This window comes from Niabella yanshanensis (genome assembly GCF_034424215.1).
In the GTDB taxonomy this organism is placed as follows: Bacteria; Bacteroidota; Bacteroidia; order Chitinophagales; family Chitinophagaceae; genus Niabella; species Niabella yanshanensis.
The window spans coordinates 1,799,522-1,818,314 of record NZ_CP139960.1; the positions used below are offsets into that span (position 1 = coordinate 1,799,522).

General features: G+C 43.7%; 13 protein-coding genes. 9 read left to right on the forward strand and 4 right to left on the reverse strand.

Annotated elements, in window-relative coordinates; translation table 11 throughout:
* Positions 1 to 56: 56 nt before the first annotated feature.
* Genes U0035_RS07020 through U0035_RS07035 form a run of 4 tightly spaced genes read left to right on the forward strand, consistent with a single transcriptional unit; the run spans position 57 to position 6,315 of the window.
* Positions 57 to 782 (forward strand): ImuA family protein, encoded by a 726-nt coding sequence (locus U0035_RS07020; RefSeq protein ID WP_114789298.1) that lies wholly within the window; start codon positions 57 to 59, stop codon positions 780 to 782.
* Positions 676 to 2,283, forward strand: a complete 1,608-nt coding sequence (locus tag U0035_RS07025) for a Y-family DNA polymerase (protein WP_245957596.1) — start codon at positions 676 to 678, stop codon at positions 2,281 to 2,283. The genes U0035_RS07020 and U0035_RS07025 overlap by 107 nt, the downstream gene beginning before the upstream one ends.
* A gap of 14 nt (positions 2,284 to 2,297) precedes the next feature.
* Positions 2,298 to 5,504, forward strand: coding sequence for an error-prone DNA polymerase (locus U0035_RS07030; protein ID WP_114789300.1), 3,207 nt, complete (start codon positions 2,298 to 2,300; stop codon positions 5,502 to 5,504).
* A complete protein-coding gene (locus U0035_RS07035; protein ID WP_114789301.1) occupies positions 5,482 to 6,315 on the forward strand; it encodes a hypothetical protein in 834 nt (277 codons plus the stop codon). Before U0035_RS07030 ends, U0035_RS07035 begins: the two co-directional genes overlap by 23 nt.
* A gap of 42 nt (positions 6,316 to 6,357) precedes the next feature.
* On the opposite strand, the gene U0035_RS07040 is transcribed toward U0035_RS07035, so the two are convergent.
* The 3 genes from U0035_RS07040 to U0035_RS07050 all read right to left on the reverse strand — a co-directional run bounded on the left by U0035_RS07040 (position 6,358) and on the right by U0035_RS07050 (position 9,037).
* Positions 6,358 to 6,882 carry a DUF4943 family protein gene (locus U0035_RS07040; RefSeq protein ID WP_114789302.1) on the reverse strand — a complete coding sequence of 175 codons (525 nt, stop codon included), beginning with the start codon at positions 6,880 to 6,882 and terminating at the stop codon, positions 6,358 to 6,360.
* 30 nt (positions 6,883 to 6,912) lie between these two features.
* A complete protein-coding gene (locus U0035_RS07045; RefSeq protein WP_114789303.1) occupies positions 6,913 to 7,560 on the reverse strand; it encodes a hypothetical protein in 648 nt (215 codons plus the stop codon).
* 103 nt (positions 7,561 to 7,663) lie between these two features.
* Positions 7,664 to 9,037 (reverse strand): tryptophanase, encoded by a 1,374-nt coding sequence (locus U0035_RS07050; RefSeq protein ID WP_114789304.1) that lies wholly within the window; start codon positions 9,035 to 9,037, stop codon positions 7,664 to 7,666.
* A 656-nt stretch (positions 9,038 to 9,693) separates the two neighbouring features.
* Between U0035_RS07050 and mutS the strand changes: the two genes are divergently transcribed.
* Positions 9,694 to 12,360 (forward strand): DNA mismatch repair protein MutS, encoded by a 2,667-nt coding sequence (gene mutS, locus U0035_RS07055; RefSeq protein ID WP_114789305.1) that lies wholly within the window; start codon positions 9,694 to 9,696, stop codon positions 12,358 to 12,360.
* A 76-nt stretch (positions 12,361 to 12,436) separates the two neighbouring features.
* Here mutS and U0035_RS07060 read toward each other — a convergent pair whose 3' ends face one another.
* A complete protein-coding gene (locus U0035_RS07060) occupies positions 12,437 to 14,515 on the reverse strand; it encodes a CehA/McbA family metallohydrolase domain-containing protein (RefSeq protein WP_114789306.1) in 2,079 nt (692 codons plus the stop codon).
* A gap of 112 nt (positions 14,516 to 14,627) precedes the next feature.
* On the opposite strand from U0035_RS07060, the gene U0035_RS07065 reads away from it, so the two are divergent.
* The 4 genes from U0035_RS07065 to U0035_RS07080 all read left to right on the forward strand — a co-directional run bounded on the left by U0035_RS07065 (position 14,628) and on the right by U0035_RS07080 (position 18,772).
* Positions 14,628 to 15,881 (forward strand): porin, encoded by a 1,254-nt coding sequence (locus tag U0035_RS07065; RefSeq protein WP_162817750.1) that lies wholly within the window; start codon positions 14,628 to 14,630, stop codon positions 15,879 to 15,881.
* 57 nt (positions 15,882 to 15,938) lie between these two features.
* Positions 15,939 to 16,676 (forward strand): bacillithiol biosynthesis deacetylase BshB1, encoded by a 738-nt coding sequence (bshB1, locus tag U0035_RS07070; protein WP_114789308.1) that lies wholly within the window; start codon positions 15,939 to 15,941, stop codon positions 16,674 to 16,676.
* Between the two features lie 87 nt (positions 16,677 to 16,763).
* Positions 16,764 to 17,852, forward strand: a complete 1,089-nt coding sequence (locus tag U0035_RS07075) for a fatty acid desaturase family protein (protein WP_114789309.1) — start codon at positions 16,764 to 16,766, stop codon at positions 17,850 to 17,852.
* 383 nt (positions 17,853 to 18,235) lie between these two features.
* Complete coding sequence (locus tag U0035_RS07080) at positions 18,236 to 18,772, forward strand: hypothetical protein (protein WP_162817751.1); 537 nt, start codon at positions 18,236 to 18,238, stop codon at positions 18,770 to 18,772.
* Positions 18,773 to 18,793 lie beyond the last annotated feature (21 nt).

Genomic DNA, 18,793 nt, shown 5'->3' on the forward strand with positions numbered 1-18,793 from the left:
AAAGAAATGCTAAGTATTTTAGTATTTAATTACCTTTGACTATATGATTATGGATAATGGACAAAGGAGTGCTACATACCTTACAGCAGGAAATCCTTTCCCTGCAGGGCTATAAGCCTCCTCCTGCACAGGCTCAATCATCAATGGGATTGGGCCTTATAGAGACGGCATTCCCCTACAAAGTTTTTCCTACCCAGGTTGTGCATGAATTTAGCAGCTACAATGAAACAGAAGCGGTAGCTACCAATGGGTTTATAGCGGCACTGCTGGGTAAAATGGTTAACCATTCTAAAAAGTGTATGTGGATTGCACAGGAACAACTAATTTATCCTCCTGCTCTTAAAAGCTTTGGCATTGAACCGGAGCAGGTCATCTTTGTGGAAGCACGAAAATCTAAAGATCTGCTATGGATCATTGAGGAATCTTTGAAATGCGAAACTCTCGTGGCTGTGGTGGGCGCCACCGATCATCTAAGTTTTACCGAATCCAGGCGTTTACAGCTGGCAGTGGAACAAAGCCATGTTACCGGTTTTATACATAGAGTATCACCCAGGCAACAGGAAACGGTAGCTTGTGCTGCCCGCTGGCATATTCGTCCTTTGCCCAGCATTACTGAAGACAAATTGCCAGGAGTGGGATTTCCCCAGTGGTATGTAGAATTGGTGAAAGTACGTAATGGAAAAACCGGTCAATGGCCGTTACAATGGAAATCAGGCCAATTCTGCTTCCTGGAAAAAGAAGCCCCTACTCTACCCGCTTACCGGCAACTACAAACAGGATGATATGAAAAAGCGCTATGCATCGATATGGTTTCCCTGCCTGCTGGCTAATCGTAAAGTGCGGCAGGATGCTACATTGGCCCATACCCACTTTGTAATAGCGGCTCCGGTACATAGCAAAATGGTGGCTAAAGCTGTATCCCCCGATGCCAAAGCAAAAGGCATCCGGACCGGTATGGTGGTGGCGGACTGTAAAACTATTCTTCCCGAACTGGAGGTTTTTAAATGGGAGGAAAATTCGGAGCAGGAACTATTGAATGCCCTGGGTGAATGGTGTATACGGTTTAGCCCGGTAGTGTCCATAGACCTGCCGGATGGGTTGATCATTGAAACTACGGGGTGCACTCATCTCTGGGGAGGTGAAGCACTATACCTGCAGGACATCGTTCAAAAGTTCTCCCGCATAGGTTATCAGGTAAGGGTGGCCATTGCCGGTACTATTGGAACGGCATGGGGTATGGCCCGGTTCAGTCCCTCAACCTTTATCGTACCACCGCAGCAGGAAAAAAGCGCCCTATTATCATTACCCCCCGCGGCTTTGAGGCTGGAAGCACCTGTGTTGGAAAAACTTTCGAAGCTGGGCATGCATCGCATTGATACGTTTATTAACATGCCCGGATCGGCCCTTCGCAGGCGTTTTGGTAAAACTTTTTTACAAAGACTCCACCAGGCATTAGGCCTCGAGCCGGAATTGATAGAGCCGTTGCAACCAATAACTCCTTACTTTATTCACCTGCCCTGCCTGGAACCGGTACGAACCGCCAAAGCCATTGAAATAGCGCTTCATCAGTTATTGGAAGAAATTTGCCAACGATTGAAAAAAGAAGAAATGGGTATACGTGCCTGTGTGTTCACTACCCACCGCATAGACGGTAAACAGCAGCAGTTAGCAATTGGCACCGGCCGCCCATCGGTAAACCTGCAGCACCTGATGAAGTTGTTTGAGCATAAACTGTCATCCATTAAACCAGGATTGGGCATTGAAGTTTTTACACTGGAAGTGACGCAGGTAATGCCCCTCGCTCCTACCCAGGATGCATTATGGCATACCACAATAACTCAGGATGATACAAAGCTGGCGGAGTTGTTGGATCGTATTGCCGACCGGGTAGGTCAGCAAAGTATTAAAAGATACCTGCCTGATGAACATTACTGGCCTGAGCGATCGGTACGGCTGGCGGTATCGGCTAATGACAGCAGTACTGCGCAATGGCCTACTGGCCTACGCCCCCTTCACTTACTGGCAAACCCTGTATTGATTGAAGTAATGGTATTGCTACCTGACTATCCACCCAAGTCTTTTAAATACCAGGGAAAATTGCACACAGTAATTAAGGCTGACGGACCCGAACGTATTGAGCAGGAATGGTGGCTGCAGCAAGGCCAGTACCGCGATTATTATTGTATAGAAGATGAAACCGGCGCGCGTTACTGGATATTCAGGTTCGGACATTATGATGATATTCATCAGCCCCAATGGTTTATTCATGGCTTCTTTGCCTGAGCAATTAAAAAATAATGATGTTATCATATACCGACCTTCAGGTTACCAGTAATTTCAGTTTTTTAAGAGGCGCTTCGCACCCTGAAGAGCTGGTGCAGGAAGCAGCAGCTCTGGGTCATACCTGCATTGCCATCACCGATCATAATACTTTAGCAGGTATCGTACGGGCTCATGTGGAAGCAAAAAAAACAGGCATCCGGTTGATTATTGGTTGCCACCTGGTATTGCAGGACGGGCCGGATCTATTGGCCTACCCCACAGATAAAGAAGCTTATGCCCGGCTGTCTACGATGCTATCAGAAGGAAACCTGCGAACAGAGAAAGGGCAATGTCTTTTATATAAAAAAGATGTGTATAGACACAGCAAAGGACTTAAGTTTATTGCGGTCCCGCCCCATCAATTAAATAAGCATTTTGATTTTGATGATGATTTTAAAAAACATTTACGGGAGTATAGTCAGTCCCTGGGCAGTGACCTCTATTTGGCGATGACCCGCTCTTACCAGGCTTATGATGATAAGAAATTTTACCGCCTGGCACAATTGTCTAAAGATTGTAAAGTGCCATTGGTTGCCACCAATGATGTATACTTTCATAACCGGGAACGAAGAGAGCTACAGGATCTGCTGACCTGTACACGTGAAAAATGCACGATTCATAACGCAGGATACCGGCTTTGGCAAAATGCAGAGCGGCATTTAAAAACGCCCCAGGAAATGTATCGCCTGTTCCGGCATTATCCGGATGCCCTGGCGCGGATCCGGGAAATTACGGATGCCTGCCTGTTCTCGCTGAGCAGTCTGAAATATGTATATCCTGAAGAGATCACTACGGAAGGCCGTAGTCCGCAGGAAGAACTCGAAATGCTTGCCTGGCAGGGTGCAAGAGAAAAGTTCAACAATAAGATTCCCGACAAAGTAAAGAAAAGCCTGGATTTCGAGCTGGACTTTATGAAGCGAAAAAATTATGCTTCTTATTTTTTAACGGTGTATGATTTTGTTCGTTTTGCCAGAAGCCAAAACATTCTTTGCCAGGGACGTGGTTCTGCGGCCAACTCCGTGGTATGCTATTGCCTGGGCATTACTTCGGTTGACCCCAAAGAATTTGATTTGCTCTTCGCAAGATTTATGTCAGACGCGCGGGATGAGCCGCCGGATATTGATGTTGATTTTGAGCATGAACGCCGCGAGGAAGTGATACAGTATATCTACAACAAATATGGCAGGCACCGGGCAGGCATTGTGGCTACAGTAACCGAAGTGCATGATAAAGGAGCTGTGCGTGATGTAGCCAAAGCCATGGGACTATCGGCCGATGCGGTAGATCGCCTGGCTAAATCGATGTGGGAGCTTACTCCCGAATGGCGACAAGGCACTGCTATTTCTTCGGAAGGTTTTAACCCTGCCGATCAGCACCTGCAAAAAATACTGGCCCTTACAGAAGAATATGTAGGTTTTCCGCGGCAGCTGGGCCAACATACCGGCGGTTTTGTGATCACACAGGGAAACCTCGCGGAGTTATGCCCTATCCTGAATGCCCGTATGGAAAACCGTACCTGTATTGAATGGAATAAGGATGATATTGAAGCACTGGGTTTTTTAAAGGTAGATGTGCTGGCCCTGGGTATGCTTACCTGTATCCGTAAAGCGTTCGACCTGGCTAAAGACCATCATGGTGAACAATTCACACTGGCCAATATTCCACCTGACGACAAGCCTGTTTATGATATGATCTGCAATGCAGATACTATTGGAGTGTTCCAGATCGAAAGCCGGGCGCAAATGAGCATGCTGCCCCGGTTACGTCCGGAAAAATTCTATGACCTCGTAATAGAAGTAGCCATTGTAAGACCCGGACCTATACAGGGTGATATGGTACATCCTTATTTAAAAAGAAGACAAAATCCTAGCCTGGTAGAATATCCTTCCCAGGAATTGAAAAACATTTTACAGCGAACATTAGGTGTGCCATTATTCCAGGAGCAGGCCATGGAGATCGCCATTGTTGCAGCCGAGTTCACCCCTGCACAAGCCGATGGCTTAAGGCGCAGCATGGCTACTTTTAAAGCCAAGGGAAAAGTAAGCGATTATGAAAAAATGTTGATCGAGGGAATGGTGAAGAAGGATTATACAGAAGAGTTTGCCCGTCGTATATTCAGGCAACTGGAAGGATTCGGAAGTTATGGATTCCCTGAAAGTCATGCAGTCAGCTTTGCTTTACTGGTATATGTTTCTGCCTGGCTAAAATGCCATTACCCCGATGTATTTGCCTGTGCCTTGCTCAACAGTTTGCCCATGGGATTTTATCAGCCCGCCCAGATCGTGATCGATGCCCAAAAGCATGGTGTTCGGGTAAAGCCCGTGGATATTAATTATTCTGACTGGAACCATACTCTTGAAGATAAAGCTGGCAAATTCTGCGTGCTGCGCCTGGGATTCAGACAGGTAAAGGGTTTGAACCTGGAAGAAATGGAAATGCTGATCAAAGCCCGTGAGCCAGTTATTACCACTATTATTGAATTGAAAAATGCGGGGCTCAGTGTATCTGCATTAGAAAAACTGGCCGATGCCGATGCTTTCAGAAGCCTGGGCCTGGACAGAAGACAGGCGTTGTGGGAAGTATCTTCTTTAAGCGATAGTGCCACGGGTATGTTTAAGGGGCAATCATTTGTTGATCCCAAAGAGCAGGCAGTACAGCTGCCCCTGATGGCTTTACCCGAACACGTGATGCAGGACTATAGTGTTACTGGTCTTTCGGTAAAAGCACACCCGGTAAGCTTTCTACGCGACCAATTAAGTGCTTTGCGTATTGTAAGTACCAGCCAACTCAATACGATGGAGAACGGAGCAGCAGTGCAGGTAGCGGGACTGGTTTTGGTGAGACAAAGACCGGGTACCGCCAGCGGCATTTGCTTTATTACTATTGAAGATGAAACCGGCACCGCCAACCTGGTGGTGTTCCAGCAGGTATTCGACCAGTTCCGGAAAGAAATTCTAAGATCAAAACTGTTGATGGTATCGGGGACCGTTCAAAGAGAAGGCCAGGTAATACATCTGGTGGCCGGCAGCTTTTACAATCTTTCAGGGCTATTTACCAACCTGGTGCTGCCACGCTTAGAGGGAAGAAATTTGCTGGGCCCTTATGGCCATGAGTCCAACAAGAATACTAACGAAACCCAGGCTGCAACCAATGTATTTCATGAGGGAAGGAATTTTAAGTAACCTGAAAACTACATCGCCGTCTAAGAGTGGTTGGAGAGACTGCAATTATAGCGAAAATCTTTTTCTCGCCGTTGCAAGTGTTTTCACCTGCAATTTACAGTGCAAACTACATCGCCGTCTAAGGATAGTTGGAGACAACTCCAACCATGGCGAAAAACTTTTACTCTTAAGATGTAATTTTATAGATTTACAAGAGTCTTATATCGTTTTGAACAAACCAAAACTCATCAACAGCCGAACGGTATTTGTAAGTACTGTGATTATTGTCCCGGTGCTCTCGCTTATTGTTTATTTATCAGGTTTGCAAAGTCATCGGTCACTTTATCTGAACTCGTTGGTTTCCACAACCATTCTGTCGTTAACATTTTTCATTTTCATTACTACTGGTTTATATAACGGTTGGAAATTAAAAGATAGCTATGGTAATTTCCTGAAAAAATTTTCCCGTTGGAAAAAACCCGGCTCTTCTACTCTGGATATTCCGGACCTGGATTTCGATAGCATTGAACCAGTTGGCTGTATCGTGTCATTATTAATATGGCTGATACTGGCAGTCTTTGGTTCGATCATACTTTGGACTATCGGAGCTATGGTGTGGGCCATCATCCTTGTAATCGCAGGATTGCTTTACTGGATCATCTTTCGTGCTTACCGGCTAATATTTCTCAATTCACCGAGATGCAAAAACAACCTCAGTAAAAGCATGCGCATCGCTTTAACTTATACAATTCTATACAACTGCTGGATTTATGCTATCATTTTCGGTGCTCATTACTTACAAGAAAACTTCATCCAGCATCCTTATATGTAAAGTAGTGTGACCAAACTCGTCCTTCTGAACCGGGTAATATCATCACATCCATTTATACGGCGTATTCGCTAAAGGATTATTGCCCTTCCAGTCGCCATCCTTATAATTACTCCACCATTGCCGATATTGATCGCTGATCATTAGTATTTCTACACCCGTAACGCCCTTGAATCTTTCCGGAATATCCTTCGAGGTATCGATCAGGTAGGGATCCAGCCAGCCCTTCTCTCTGATAATTTCAACAACAGCTAACAAACACTCGCCCAAAATAAAATAATCCCGACCCTCCGGATGTGGCCTTCGCGACGATATAGGATTGGTCGGAAATTTTTCAATACGGGCGGTATCTTTAGATAATTCAATCAACCGGGCAACATGCTTATGCCCAAACCGCGGCATTTTAAGCCATAGGGGCTTTCCGTCATCGCCAACTTCTCGCTCATTATAGCTACCGCTTTTTAATTGGCTAACAAATAGGTCTACATCAGGATTATTAACGTCAAAACCGTTTTTCTTACAACCCAGCAAGAAAAAGAACGACATCGAAAAAAGCAGGAGTTTATTCATAAGCAGTCTTTATATAAAGATACCAAAAAATCAGAGCACAACGCCCCATTCTGCGGCATGGTAACCGGTTCGCGGCACTGTATTTCGTATAACATGTGGTTTTAACGGGGATGGCGTATCGGTACCCTTTACTACATAAAACAACCTAAGAAAGTTTTCCGGTGCTGATGAAAAGCGAACTTTGATCAGCTCTTCGATCACTGGCCGCTCCTGCGGGTAGATATGGTAATAATCATGATCCTTTAAAAGGGGGACCCAGTAATCAATAAAGTCTTTGATCTCGTTGATCTTGAAATGATAGGCAGCTAAATTGCTTTTAAAGAAAATCTCCAGGCTATCCTTTGCAACGGTCCAGCCTGTTTTATATTGCCACTCATCCGGCTGCTCACTCTCATAAAATAAATAATCATACTGACCGTTTATTTTCCCTTCAGGAGTTACGGTTACATTCCATCCTGCTCCATAAAGAGGAATAGACTCCACTACCCTGCCACCTTTCGGAAAATCGAGCGCTACGCTAAGGCTCAACGTTTGTTTGGGATAGATATAAATATTGGGCTTGTATACAACTATGCAGTCTTTGCATTTTTTAGGGTCATCGTCCGGTTTTTTACGACACCCAGCTATATGAAGTGCTGATAAGATAAGCAACAGAAAAGCAATCCGGTAAAGTTTCATCTGCATCGTTTTTAGTTTATTTTGGTTGAACGTTGCCGGAGATCCAAACGCAACAGTCAGCGCCGATATTCATCAGAACGCTAACTATTGCGTCAATTTCTATCTATTGTAGAGGTTTCAGCTTCGCCGTAAAATGCCTGAGCAAGGGCGCTTCTTCTGTAATCTCCAAGCCCTTAATCAAATCCCGGCGCTGAAATACATCAATCACCACTTCTGATACATAATCAATATGGCTTTGTGTATACACCCGCCTCGGAATCGCCAAACGTACCAGCTCCATTGCCGCCGGGATGAGTTCGCCCGCTTCATCATATTTACCAAACATTAAAGAGCCTATTTCCACCGACCGGATACCACCCGCCAGGTACAATTCACAAACCAGCGCCTGTCCCGGGTACTGTGCTACCGGTATATGTGGCAAAAAAGCCTTACTATCGATATAAATAGCATGTCCTCCCGCCGGACGCATTACCGGCACTCCGGCAGCATGCAGCTTATCGCTTAGGTATTCTATACTGCGGATGCGATACTGCAGGTATGACTCTTCCATTACTTCTCTCAATCCTATGGCAATAGCCTCCAGGTCTCTCCCAGCCAATCCTCCGTAAGTAGGAAATCCTTCAGTAATAATTAACAGGTTGCGACACTCTTTCGCCAGCGCCTCACTATGCAATGCAAGGAAGCCACCAATATTAGCAAATGCATCTTTTTTAGCGCTCATGGTAGCTCCGTCAGCATAAGAGAACATTTCTTTCGCGATATCCTCAATACTGCTATTCTGATAGCCATCCTCCCTGAGTTTAATAAAATAAGCATTTTCTGCAAACCTGCAGGCATCGATATAAAAAGGAATTTGGTTGGCGGCGCAGATGGCTTTGACTTCTTTGATGTTTTGCATACTTACCGGCTGTCCACCTCCCGAGTTATTGGTAATAGTAAGGATGACGGCTGGTATAGTTTCTGCACCTTTCTCTTTTATAAATTGTTCCAAAGCCACTGTATCCAGATTCCCCTTAAATGGCGCCGGTATAGCCGGATGCTTTCCTTCTTCACATAATAAGTCAATGCCAGTGGCACCGCTAAATTCTATATTGGCTCTTGTAGTATCAAACAAGGTATTGCTTACGAAAAACTTCCCTTTACCACCCAGTATACTGAACAATATTTTTTCAGAGGCGCGCCCCTGGTGCGTAGGAATAATAAAAGGCATGCCTGTTATCGACTTTACTACGCTTTCAAAGTGAAAAAAACTACGGCTACCTGCGTAAGATTCATCTCCCTGCATGATGCCCGCCCATTGATGGCTACTCATCGCACTGGTGCCACTATCGGTAAGCAGGTCGATTAAAACATGTTCCGCATTAACCAAAAAAGGGTTGTAAAACGCTTGCTCCAGGATTGCTTTTCTTTCTTCGGGAGTAGTTACAAATATGGGTTCTACCGACTTGATACGAAAAGGCTCTATAATTGTTTTCATGTATATTTTTTTTATGGTTTAAATGGTCACATAGAATTCCGCAGGAAGAAAATATTCAATCAACTAGGTATGAAAATGAATATTTTCTTATGCTACATTTCATGATTGTTTTTTTTGATAAATAAGAAGATATGCCTGAACCTCTCTCAGGAAGTTTGACGTACAGACAACAGGATCCATGACTAACGATCAGCCAGGGAATTAAAAAAAGTGACGGGAAATAAAAGCTTAAGAAGGGCGGCGGATAATATTGTTCCACAAGCCATTGCATTTAATGGCTGCTAACTGATAGCGGGATATATATTCAGTAGTGGTGAACATGATACAAAAATAGGGAATTCAATACCTTCAACATGCCTGTTTTCCCAGGAAATGAGTCTATCTCCGGGAATTCACGGACTTGCACCGAAAACTTACAAATACTCACTAAAACATAAATGCTGTGACCTTTTATGCGATTGGTAAGAAATATTATGGCTCACAGAAAAAGCATACTTGCACAGAAAAATCGCAAGTAATCATCAACTCATAAAAAATTCTGTGATTTCGGTGCCGTCTGTGACAAAATCCTCCCCTAAAGCCAGTTTTACACAAGCTTTCAACCAAACAGCGCCGGGTATTGACAGGGATTTTCAATTCCCCTATTTTTGTCGCCCATGTCTAAAGCGAAAAAGAATATTGAAGAAACCCCGATGATGCAGCAGCATAAGGCTATTAAACAAAAATATCCTGATGCGGTATTGCTATTTCGCGTAGGCGATTTTTATGAAACTTTTGGCCAGGATGCCGTGATTGCTTCGCAGGTTTTGGGCATCACTTTAACCAAAAGAAATAATGGCGCGGCAGCGTCTTTAGACCTGGCGGGATTTCCGCATCACGCATTGGACACTTATCTGCATAAACTGGTGAAAGCCGGTTACCGGGTGGCTATTTGCGATCAGCTGGAAGATCCCAGACAAGCCAAAGGTATTGTTAAGAGGGGTGTTACCGAAATGATCACACCGGGTACCGCTATTAATGACAAACTGCTGGAATATAAAAGCAATAACTTTTTGGCGGGCATACATTTCGTAGCCGATAACCAGTTTGGCCTGGCTTTCCTGGACCTGTCTACCGGGGAATTTTTAATAGCAGAAGGCGACAAGGAATATGCTGATAAATTGTTGCAAAGCTTCTCCCCTTCGGAAGTGGTTTTCCAACGCCATCAACAAAAGAAGTTCAAAGAATTCTTTGGTGGCAAGATGTATGTGTATACGTTAGATGAATGGATCTTTGATGAGAACTATGCACAGGATACGCTGCTAAAGCACTTTCAAATGCATTCTCTAAAAGGCTTTGGGATTGAAGAGCAGAAAAATGGATTAACAGCAGCCGGAGCCATCATTCATTATTTAAGAGACACGGAGCATCCCAACCTGCAACATATTACATCCCTGCAAAGCATTCAACGTAATGATTTTTTATGGATGGACCGTTTTACCATACGTAATCTTGAACTGATTTATGGCGTTAACGAAGGAGATCATACACTACTAAAGGTATTGGACAACACGGCTTCGCCCATGGGCGCCCGTATGTTAAAGCGCTGGCTATTATTTCCGCTGATCGATATCAATAAAATAAATGAGCGGCTGGAACTGGTTGAAACCCTGATCAAGGAAACCGACCTGAGGAATGAGCTGGTACAAGCCATTAAACTTTGTGGCGATATAGAAAGGCTGGTAGCCAAAATTCCTACCAAAAAAATTAATCCTCGTGAAGTGCTTCAACTCGCTAAAGGATTACAGCAGGTAAAAATTGTAAAAGAACTTTGTACAGCACATAGTAGTGATTACCTGCAACGTATAGGTGCCGCTTTAGATCCCTGCCCGGAGATTGCAGAAAAGATCTTTAAAGAAATCATGGAAAATCCTCCGGCAGTTGCTGTCAAAGGAGGATTTATTAATAATGGCATTCAGGCCGAACTGGATGAACTGCGTGACATTTCGCAAAGCGGCAAGGCTTACCTGGCTAAGATGCAGGCGGCCGAAGCAGAGAAAACAGGCATCACTTCTTTGAAGATCGGCTTCAATAATGTATTTGGTTATTACCTGGAGGTGACGAACAGTCATAAGAGCCGCGTACCTGAAAACTGGATCCGGAAACAAACCCTGGCCAATGCCGAACGATATATTACACCCGAATTAAAGGAATACGAAGAAAAGATAACCGGTGCCGAAGAAAAAATATTAGTGCTCGAATTGCGGTTATACGATGAGCTACTAAATGAATTATTTAAGTACCTGCAGCCTGTGCAAACCAACGGTAACTTACTGGCGGTGATTGATTGCCTGGCATGTTTTGCGCATAACGCCATCCATTACCAATACCGGAAACCCGAGTTACATGAAGGAGACGATTGGTTATTGAAAGAAGCAAGGCACCCGGTAATTGAACGCCGCCTGCCGGTTGGCGAAAGTTATATACATAACGACACGGAGCTCAATAAAACGGATCAGCAGATCATCATTCTTACCGGGCCCAACATGAGTGGTAAATCGGCCTTGTTAAGGCAAACAGCGCTGATCACTTTAATGGCGCATATAGGTAGTTTCGTTCCGGCCACAGAGGCTAAGATATCTTTAACAGACAAGATCTTTACCCGTGTAGGCGCATCGGATAACTTAAGCGGTGGCGAAAGTACCTTTATGGTAGAGATGAATGAAACCGCTGCTATCATTAATAATATTACGCCACGAAGCCTGATCCTGCTGGATGAAATTGGTCGCGGTACTTCTACTTATGACGGTATCTCTATTGCCTGGAGCATCGTAGAACACCTGCATCAATCACCACATCAACCCAAAACATTATTTGCAACGCACTACCATGAGCTGAACGAGCTGGAAGAGAAGTTTGCGCGTATAAAAAACTATCATATTACCAATAAAGAAGTAGCTAATAAGATCATCTTCTTAAGAAAACTGGCGAGGGGCGGCAGCACCCATAGCTTTGGTATTCATGTGGCAAAAATGGCAGGTATGCCGGCATCCTTAATTCAGCGGGCGAATGAAATTTTAACGCAGCTGGAAAGCCAGCATGTTGATGAGGGACAACCTGGAAGTCAGGAAAACGAAAAGTCAGATAGTCCGAAAGCGCTCCATACAGATCTTTCTGAAAAAGTAAAACGACTGAACGATCCGAAATTCCAGCTATCGATATTTGATGCGCATAGCCAGACTTTTGACGAGATCAGGCAATTACTTTCAGATATAGATATTAACCGTTTAACGCCGGTGGAAGCTTTGTTGAAACTGCAGGAGATCAAAGGTAAGCTGCATTAAAAGTTTAAGATTTAAAGTTCAAGGTTTAAGGTTCGATGTATTTCCCCAGCCTTAAACTTTAAACCTTGAATTTGCCTTATTCCAACCAGATCATCGGCGTAAAAGCCCCGTTGGCTGCAATATCCCAGGCTTCGATGCGCACCCATTTTTTTCCGGTGAGATCTACAGGCCAGGAAAATTTTTGTTTACCAAAAGCCGTGGTATGATTAAGGTTGATGCGTTCCCGGTACACTTTTTCTCCATCTCCTGAAACAATCTCTGCAAAATTCATAGGAAAATTCCATTGCAGGGCAGCGTCAATATTTACTTTTTTTGCACCGGATAATTTTAATACATCACCCGATTCTTTCCCATTGATGGTGAAGTTGGGGATCAGCACTTCGCCCGTGGAAACGAAAAATTTTCCATTACGCATGGCATCCAAAACGGATTGCCAGCCTTGTTCATAAGCAGGCAGTTTGTTCATTTTTAAATAGATCACATTTAAATGCGCATACATTTCATTTTGATTGGTAATGGTGAAAATATCCGACTCCGCAATCGCATGCTTTTTATGTCCCCAGTTGGCCATATCATCTACCAGCTTTAACACCCGCTCACTTAGCTTAGGCCATGAAAGATCCGCCGGTATCGACTTCCAGGCGGCACCCAGGTAGGTATCTGACTTAAAAAAAGCTTCGTCCTTATATTTATCAGGGTAGCCGGTTGAAGCTTTGGTACGCGCATGCGCCACCCAGGCCAGTCCTTTTTCTTTCTCCAGCAGCTTCAGCATTTCTTCTTTGTTACCCACCCGGTACACGGTACCATATTGAGGATCTTTTGTTTCAAAAGGGGCCTGTTCTTTTCTCGACATAATCCAATAAACCGGTTTAGGAAAAAATGCCAGCCAGTGCCCTCCATAAAAATTATTGGCTTCTTCCCCTGGCAACAAAAGAAAGCTGCTATCGGACAAGCGTTTGGTTTGATCAAATAATGCTTTTAGCTCTACCAACCTTATTGAGTCTGGTCCTTTGGGATGGCCAGGGCCATGAAACTCAGCGAGCTTTACAATATCCAGTCCATGCTTTTTCAGCACATCCACAAACTCTGGTTTTTCAGGAACAGGTTTACCACTCAACACCACATCCATTATAAACTCATTGTGAAAATGGGTGGCCATTCTTTTATGCCCGGCTAATTGTGGAAACACATCATTATTGGTGAATTGCTTCACTAGTTCTAAAGTAGCTTTCGCATTTTTACTGCTGGCCAGGCAAAAGAAATTCAAGCGCTGCTGTGTTTGAGGCGGCGCATTGAACCAGGGCACAAACCTCCTGTCCCCGGTTGGCTCCTGCCGGATACCGATTCCAAAATCAGGTACAAGATCTAAATAGTTTTTCCCATACCAGGTAAATTTTAAATTGAATGCTTCATCCAGCGGATAGAAGTATTGATGCGGGGCAGGAAAAACAGCCAGGCTTCCTGTTGCATTTTCGCCGATCACCGTGCGGTACTTCACTTCTACATCCGTCGACGGGGTACCCGCTGCAGGCTCCATTTTCAGCATCGTATTTTTAACATCCGACCAGGCCACATTTTTCCACAATGCTTTTTTATTCACCAGCCCGGCATCATATAAAATGGCTGTTGAATCTTTATCGGTTGCTATAACGGCTGCTATATTAAACAAAGGACTTCCATTGTAGAACGTAATCTCAATATGACCCGAAAAATCCCTGGAATTCACCTTATTAATTTTCACCACTGTAGATGCCCCGATCGTATGCACACTAGCGGTAGATTTATCTAGCCGTACCAATTCGGTTGTGTAAGGTCTGTTAGGTACTCTATCAAAGAATACATCCCAGCTACCGCTTGAGGGGCTCAAAGTTCGTGTACCCTGCCTCAATATAAAAGCGGGATCTAACCCTTTCACAATGTCTACAAAGCGCCCATTCTCTTCTTCGCCTATACTGTAAAACAATGGTTGATTTTTTTCAAGATCAAGCACAACCCGGGAGAAAGCAGATGCTCCGCCGGGCCATTTTATGGTGACCCGTTTTTGATCTATACTCACCACTGCCCCGTTGCTCTTAAATGCATTCAGATCGACTAAAGGCTGCGCCTGTGCATACAGGCTGAAAATCAACAATAAAAAAAACAGTATTTTTTTCATATATATAAACTTTGACAACACAATCAACCGAAAGATAATAAAAAGTTTGCAAAATCAATTTTGCAAACAGTTCAAGCCCGTCAATGACCAATCTTTCGTTTCTTTGCACACCATGAAAATTCATAAAAAGATAATATGGATCAGTGGCCTTCTATTCAGTTCCTACGCCGATGCGCAGGAGGTAGTTGCCGACACATCCAAACAGGAGAAAACCACAGTGGCCTTTAATGACAAAGGGCTTCAATTCCGGAAAGGTGATGATTTCCTGATGACATTTCGCTTCCGTACACAGCTCAGGGCCGGCTATTTCAGTCGTCTAGACAATGCAGATGAGCCCGGTTTTGAGGCGCTCGTGCGAAGAATGCGGCTGCGATTTGAAGGTTATCTGCTATCGCCCAAGCTTGAATACCGGTTGCAACTGAGTTTTGCCAACCGTGATATGGATTTGGAAAGCGGCTCCCCACAAATAGTAAGAGATGCAGTTTTTTATTACAAACCCAATCAAAACTGGTCTTTCGGACTGGGGCAAACCAAATTGCCCGGTAACCGGGAACGGGTGAACTCATCTGGCGAGTTGCAAATGCCCGATAGATCTATTGCCAACGGAGAATTTACGGTGGATAGGGATTTCGGGATTTTTATAGATCGAGATTTTGAGTTAAAGGACCATATCATACAGCTGCGGACCGCAGTTTCAACCGGGGAGGGGCGCGGACAATTAAAAACCGATAACGGGCTGGCTTACACGGGTCGTGTTGAATATATGCCTTTCGGCTATTTTAAAAATAAGGGCGATTATTTTGAAGGCGACCTGGATTTTGAAGAAACTCCTAAAGTTTCAATAGGACTTACTTACACTAAGAATTTCAAGACAACGCGCACGGGAGGACAGCTGGGAACTCCTATGGTTAGCGCATATAACGAAGACGAAAGGCTGGCAGCCGATATACGGACGATCATGCTCGACGGTGTGCTAAAGTATCGGGGCTGGGCGTTTTTAGGAGAATACTATGACCGTAAGGTCGACAATTTTTCGGTTGCGGATTTTGCCACAAGGCCCGATGACCGGCTTATCTTTTTAACCATGCCGGCAGGCACTGCCATTAATTTCCAGGGAAGTAAAATGGTGTCAAAAAAGGATGAAGTAGTAGCTCGATACACTTATGTTAAACCACACCAGCAATTGATCCCCTACCAATATTTACTACGAACCAAGGCTATAGGTTACTCCCACTACTTCAATAAACATAAATTTAAGATACAGGGGTATCTCGGACTCGACGACCGAGAGGGTGAATCAGAAGAGCTGGATGATGCATTTGAAAATCGTCTAAATGCAATGATTCAGCTTGAAATAGGTATCTAAAATTGTTTTTTGCCTGCCGCCGTCAAACTTTTGAATTAAAAAACTGTTCTGTACATCATGAAATTAGACATTCTGGCAATTGGAGTTCACCCCGATGATGTTGAATTAGGCTGTGCAGGTACACTGCTAAAAGAAATACAACGCGGAAAAAAAGCAGGTATTGTTGACCTGACACAGGGAGAATTAGGCACCCGGGGTACCGTGGAAACGCGTTATACAGAAGCTGCCGAAGCAGCCAGGATCCTGGGTGTTTCGGTGCGCGAAAACCTGAAAATGCGGGATGGCTTTTTCAAAAATGACGAAGATCATCAGCTGCTGTTAATAAAAACCATACGGAAATACCGGCCGGATATTATTTTGGGTAATGTGTTGACAGACCGTCACCCTGACCATGGCAGAGCCGGCAACCTGATCAGCGATGCCTGTTTTCTTTCAGGGCTTGCCAAAATAGAAACTACTGACGATGAAGGTAATACACAGGAGAAATGGCGTCCCCGTTATTTTTTGCAGTATATGCAGGACTGGTATCATGAGCCGGATTTATTGATAGATGTAAGCGATGTGGTAGAGACCAAAATGAGATCGATCGACGCTTATATTACTCAGTTTCATACATCTGAAAGCGAAGCGGGCGGACCACAAACCTATATTTCTACCCCCGACTTTAAAGAGAGTCTTTTGGCCCGTATGCGCATGATGGGCAAACGGATCGGTGTTAAGTACGCAGAGGCGTATATTACTCAAAAACATATCGGCTTAAGCAACCTGGAAGGACTTATTTTACAGGAAACCTGATTGTTGTCAGTTTTGCATTTTTTTACCTTATTGACGGCATAAAAATAGTTACCTTTGCAACCTTAAACAACAAGAAATTATTATTGAATGTCAGTACCGAAGTTTGCTACGCCACCTCCGCCCTCTTTTCATACGGTTTTAAAAACGCGTATCAATGACTACTTTAAGCAGCAGGGAAAGCCCAGTACCGGTAATTTCAGGCTGTATTCCAAAGCTATGTTTCTTGTGGTTGGTTTTTTGGCATTATACGTACACGTTATATTTTTTACGCCTTCTGCAGGATGGGCAATTTTTGAGTGCTTACTTTTAAGCCTTTTTACCTCGGCTATTGGGTTTAATATTATGCACGACGGGGCTCATGGCAGCTTTAGCAGCAAGCCCTGGGTGAACACTATAGCAGCGTCATCGCTAAACTTCCTGGGGGCGAATACATTTATGTGGAAAATGAAACATAATGTGATTCACCACGCCTACACCAATATCGACGGTATCGACGATGACCTGGATGCTAAACCGTTTTTACGGCTATGCGAAACTCAAAAACATTATAAATTCCACAAATATCAGCACCTGTATTTCTGGTTTGCTTATTCGCTCCTTTACCTGTTCTGGATATTCGTTTCTGATTATAAAAAATATTTCTCGAAAAAAGTAGGCGATATTCCGTTGAAGAAAATGACGGCAAATGATCACCTGACTTTTTGGGGCTTTAAGCTGCTCCATATCTGCCTGTTTGTAGTGATCCCCATTGCTATGGTAGGTGTGGGTCCCTGGGCAATCGGATTTGTAAGTTATGCTTTATTTGCCGGTTTTGTTTTGAGCATTGTTTTCCAGCTGGCTCATACGGTGGAACATACACATTTCCCTGTACCTAATGCTGAAACTAATAAAATTGATGATGAATGGGCGATCCACCAGCTTAAAACGACGGCTAATTTTGCCACTAAAAACAGGCTGGCCTGCTGGTTTATGGGCGGTTTAAATTTCCAGGTGGAGCATCATTTATTCCCCAAGATCTCTCATATACATTATCCACGGATCAATAAGATCATTACCGCTACCTGTAAAGAATTTGATGTACAGTATATAGAATATAAAAAGGTAAAAGACGCGGTGATTTCGCATGTATCTTACCTCAAGCAACTGAGCCGCCCTACGCTGGTACATGCGCATTAAAAGCATAAAATATTTATTGAGAAAGCTGGTGTTATCAATACCAGCTTTTTTTTTCCTGTAAAACATGCCAACCCGCTTGTCGCAAATCAATAAATGTCGCGGAAGAATACTTTAAAATCTTTTATTTGTCACCACTAGTTGATTTATTATCAAACCTTTTACTGGGTTGCGTCCGTTTTTTCGTCACATCTTATTTAAAAAAAACCGCTATTAATATATTATTTGACAATTTAGTAGGTTAACTTTGTATTAACAAGCCCATATTAAGCCCTCAAAATACACAGCCCCTGAATTAACCTGTCCCTTTTTTGAAATACCGGTTTGTAGTAATTAATAGTAGTCAATAGCGAATTGGAATTATAGCTTTTTAAGTTTTAATGCTGATGGTTAAGCTTCTGCATGTAATATTCTATGCGTTGTTTGTTTTACCAGCTGCGTCTCAGCACGTAGAGGCTAAAGCCGATATGCAGGTACTGATACGGGACTTCTTCCAGGTAAGCAACCTTGCTACACAGGGTCAGATCATTACTTTAGAGCTCAATAATGAAAATGATATAGAAACAGGTATTAATAAAGAAATCAGGTCGAACCTGATGGTTACCTCCACGGTTGATTATAATCTTTTTGCCCGTGCTGCTTTCCCGGTATTTTACAACCAGCAGAGCAGGAAAAGCTTCCCTTCTTCGGTATTAATGCTGGAGATCATTAATACCGACCTTAGCTTAAACGGGACCGCCATAGAAAAAGTCCTCAATTTAAGCACCCTGAACCAACCTCTTATCTCGGAAGGTAAGCCCCTGTTTAAAAACGCTATTGATATACGTTACAGTATCCCGGCCGAACACACTAAAGAGTACCTGGTAAAAGCGGGTTCAGGTGTTTACTCCAACACAATTATTTATACAATAAGTCCTCAATAATTTTAAAACAAAAGCAATACA

Coding starts and splice junctions, on each gene's coding strand:
- U0035_RS07025 (WP_245957596.1), top strand. CDS start 676: ATGGAAAAACCGGTCAATGGCCGTTACAATGGAAATCAGGCCAATTCT.
- U0035_RS07060 (WP_114789306.1), bottom strand. CDS start 14,515: ATGAAAAAAATACTGTTTTTTTTATTGTTGATTTTCAGCCTGTATGCA.
- U0035_RS07075 (WP_114789309.1), top strand. CDS start 16,764: ATGTCAGTACCGAAGTTTGCTACGCCACCTCCGCCCTCTTTTCATACG.
- U0035_RS07080 (WP_162817751.1), top strand. CDS start 18,236: ATGGTTAAGCTTCTGCATGTAATATTCTATGCGTTGTTTGTTTTACCA.
- U0035_RS07045 (WP_114789303.1), bottom strand. CDS start 7,560: ATGAAACTTTACCGGATTGCTTTTCTGTTGCTTATCTTATCAGCACTT.
- U0035_RS07030 (WP_114789300.1), top strand. CDS start 2,298: ATGATGTTATCATATACCGACCTTCAGGTTACCAGTAATTTCAGTTTT.
- mutS (WP_114789305.1), top strand. CDS start 9,694: ATGTCTAAAGCGAAAAAGAATATTGAAGAAACCCCGATGATGCAGCAG.
- U0035_RS07050 (WP_114789304.1), bottom strand. CDS start 9,037: ATGAAAACAATTATAGAGCCTTTTCGTATCAAGTCGGTAGAACCCATA.
- U0035_RS07035 (WP_114789301.1), top strand. CDS start 5,482: ATGAGGGAAGGAATTTTAAGTAACCTGAAAACTACATCGCCGTCTAAG.
- U0035_RS07065 (WP_162817750.1), top strand. CDS start 14,628: ATGAAAATTCATAAAAAGATAATATGGATCAGTGGCCTTCTATTCAGT.
- U0035_RS07020 (WP_114789298.1), top strand. CDS start 57: ATGGACAAAGGAGTGCTACATACCTTACAGCAGGAAATCCTTTCCCTG.
- U0035_RS07040 (WP_114789302.1), bottom strand. CDS start 6,882: ATGAATAAACTCCTGCTTTTTTCGATGTCGTTCTTTTTCTTGCTGGGT.
- bshB1 (WP_114789308.1), top strand. CDS start 15,939: ATGAAATTAGACATTCTGGCAATTGGAGTTCACCCCGATGATGTTGAA.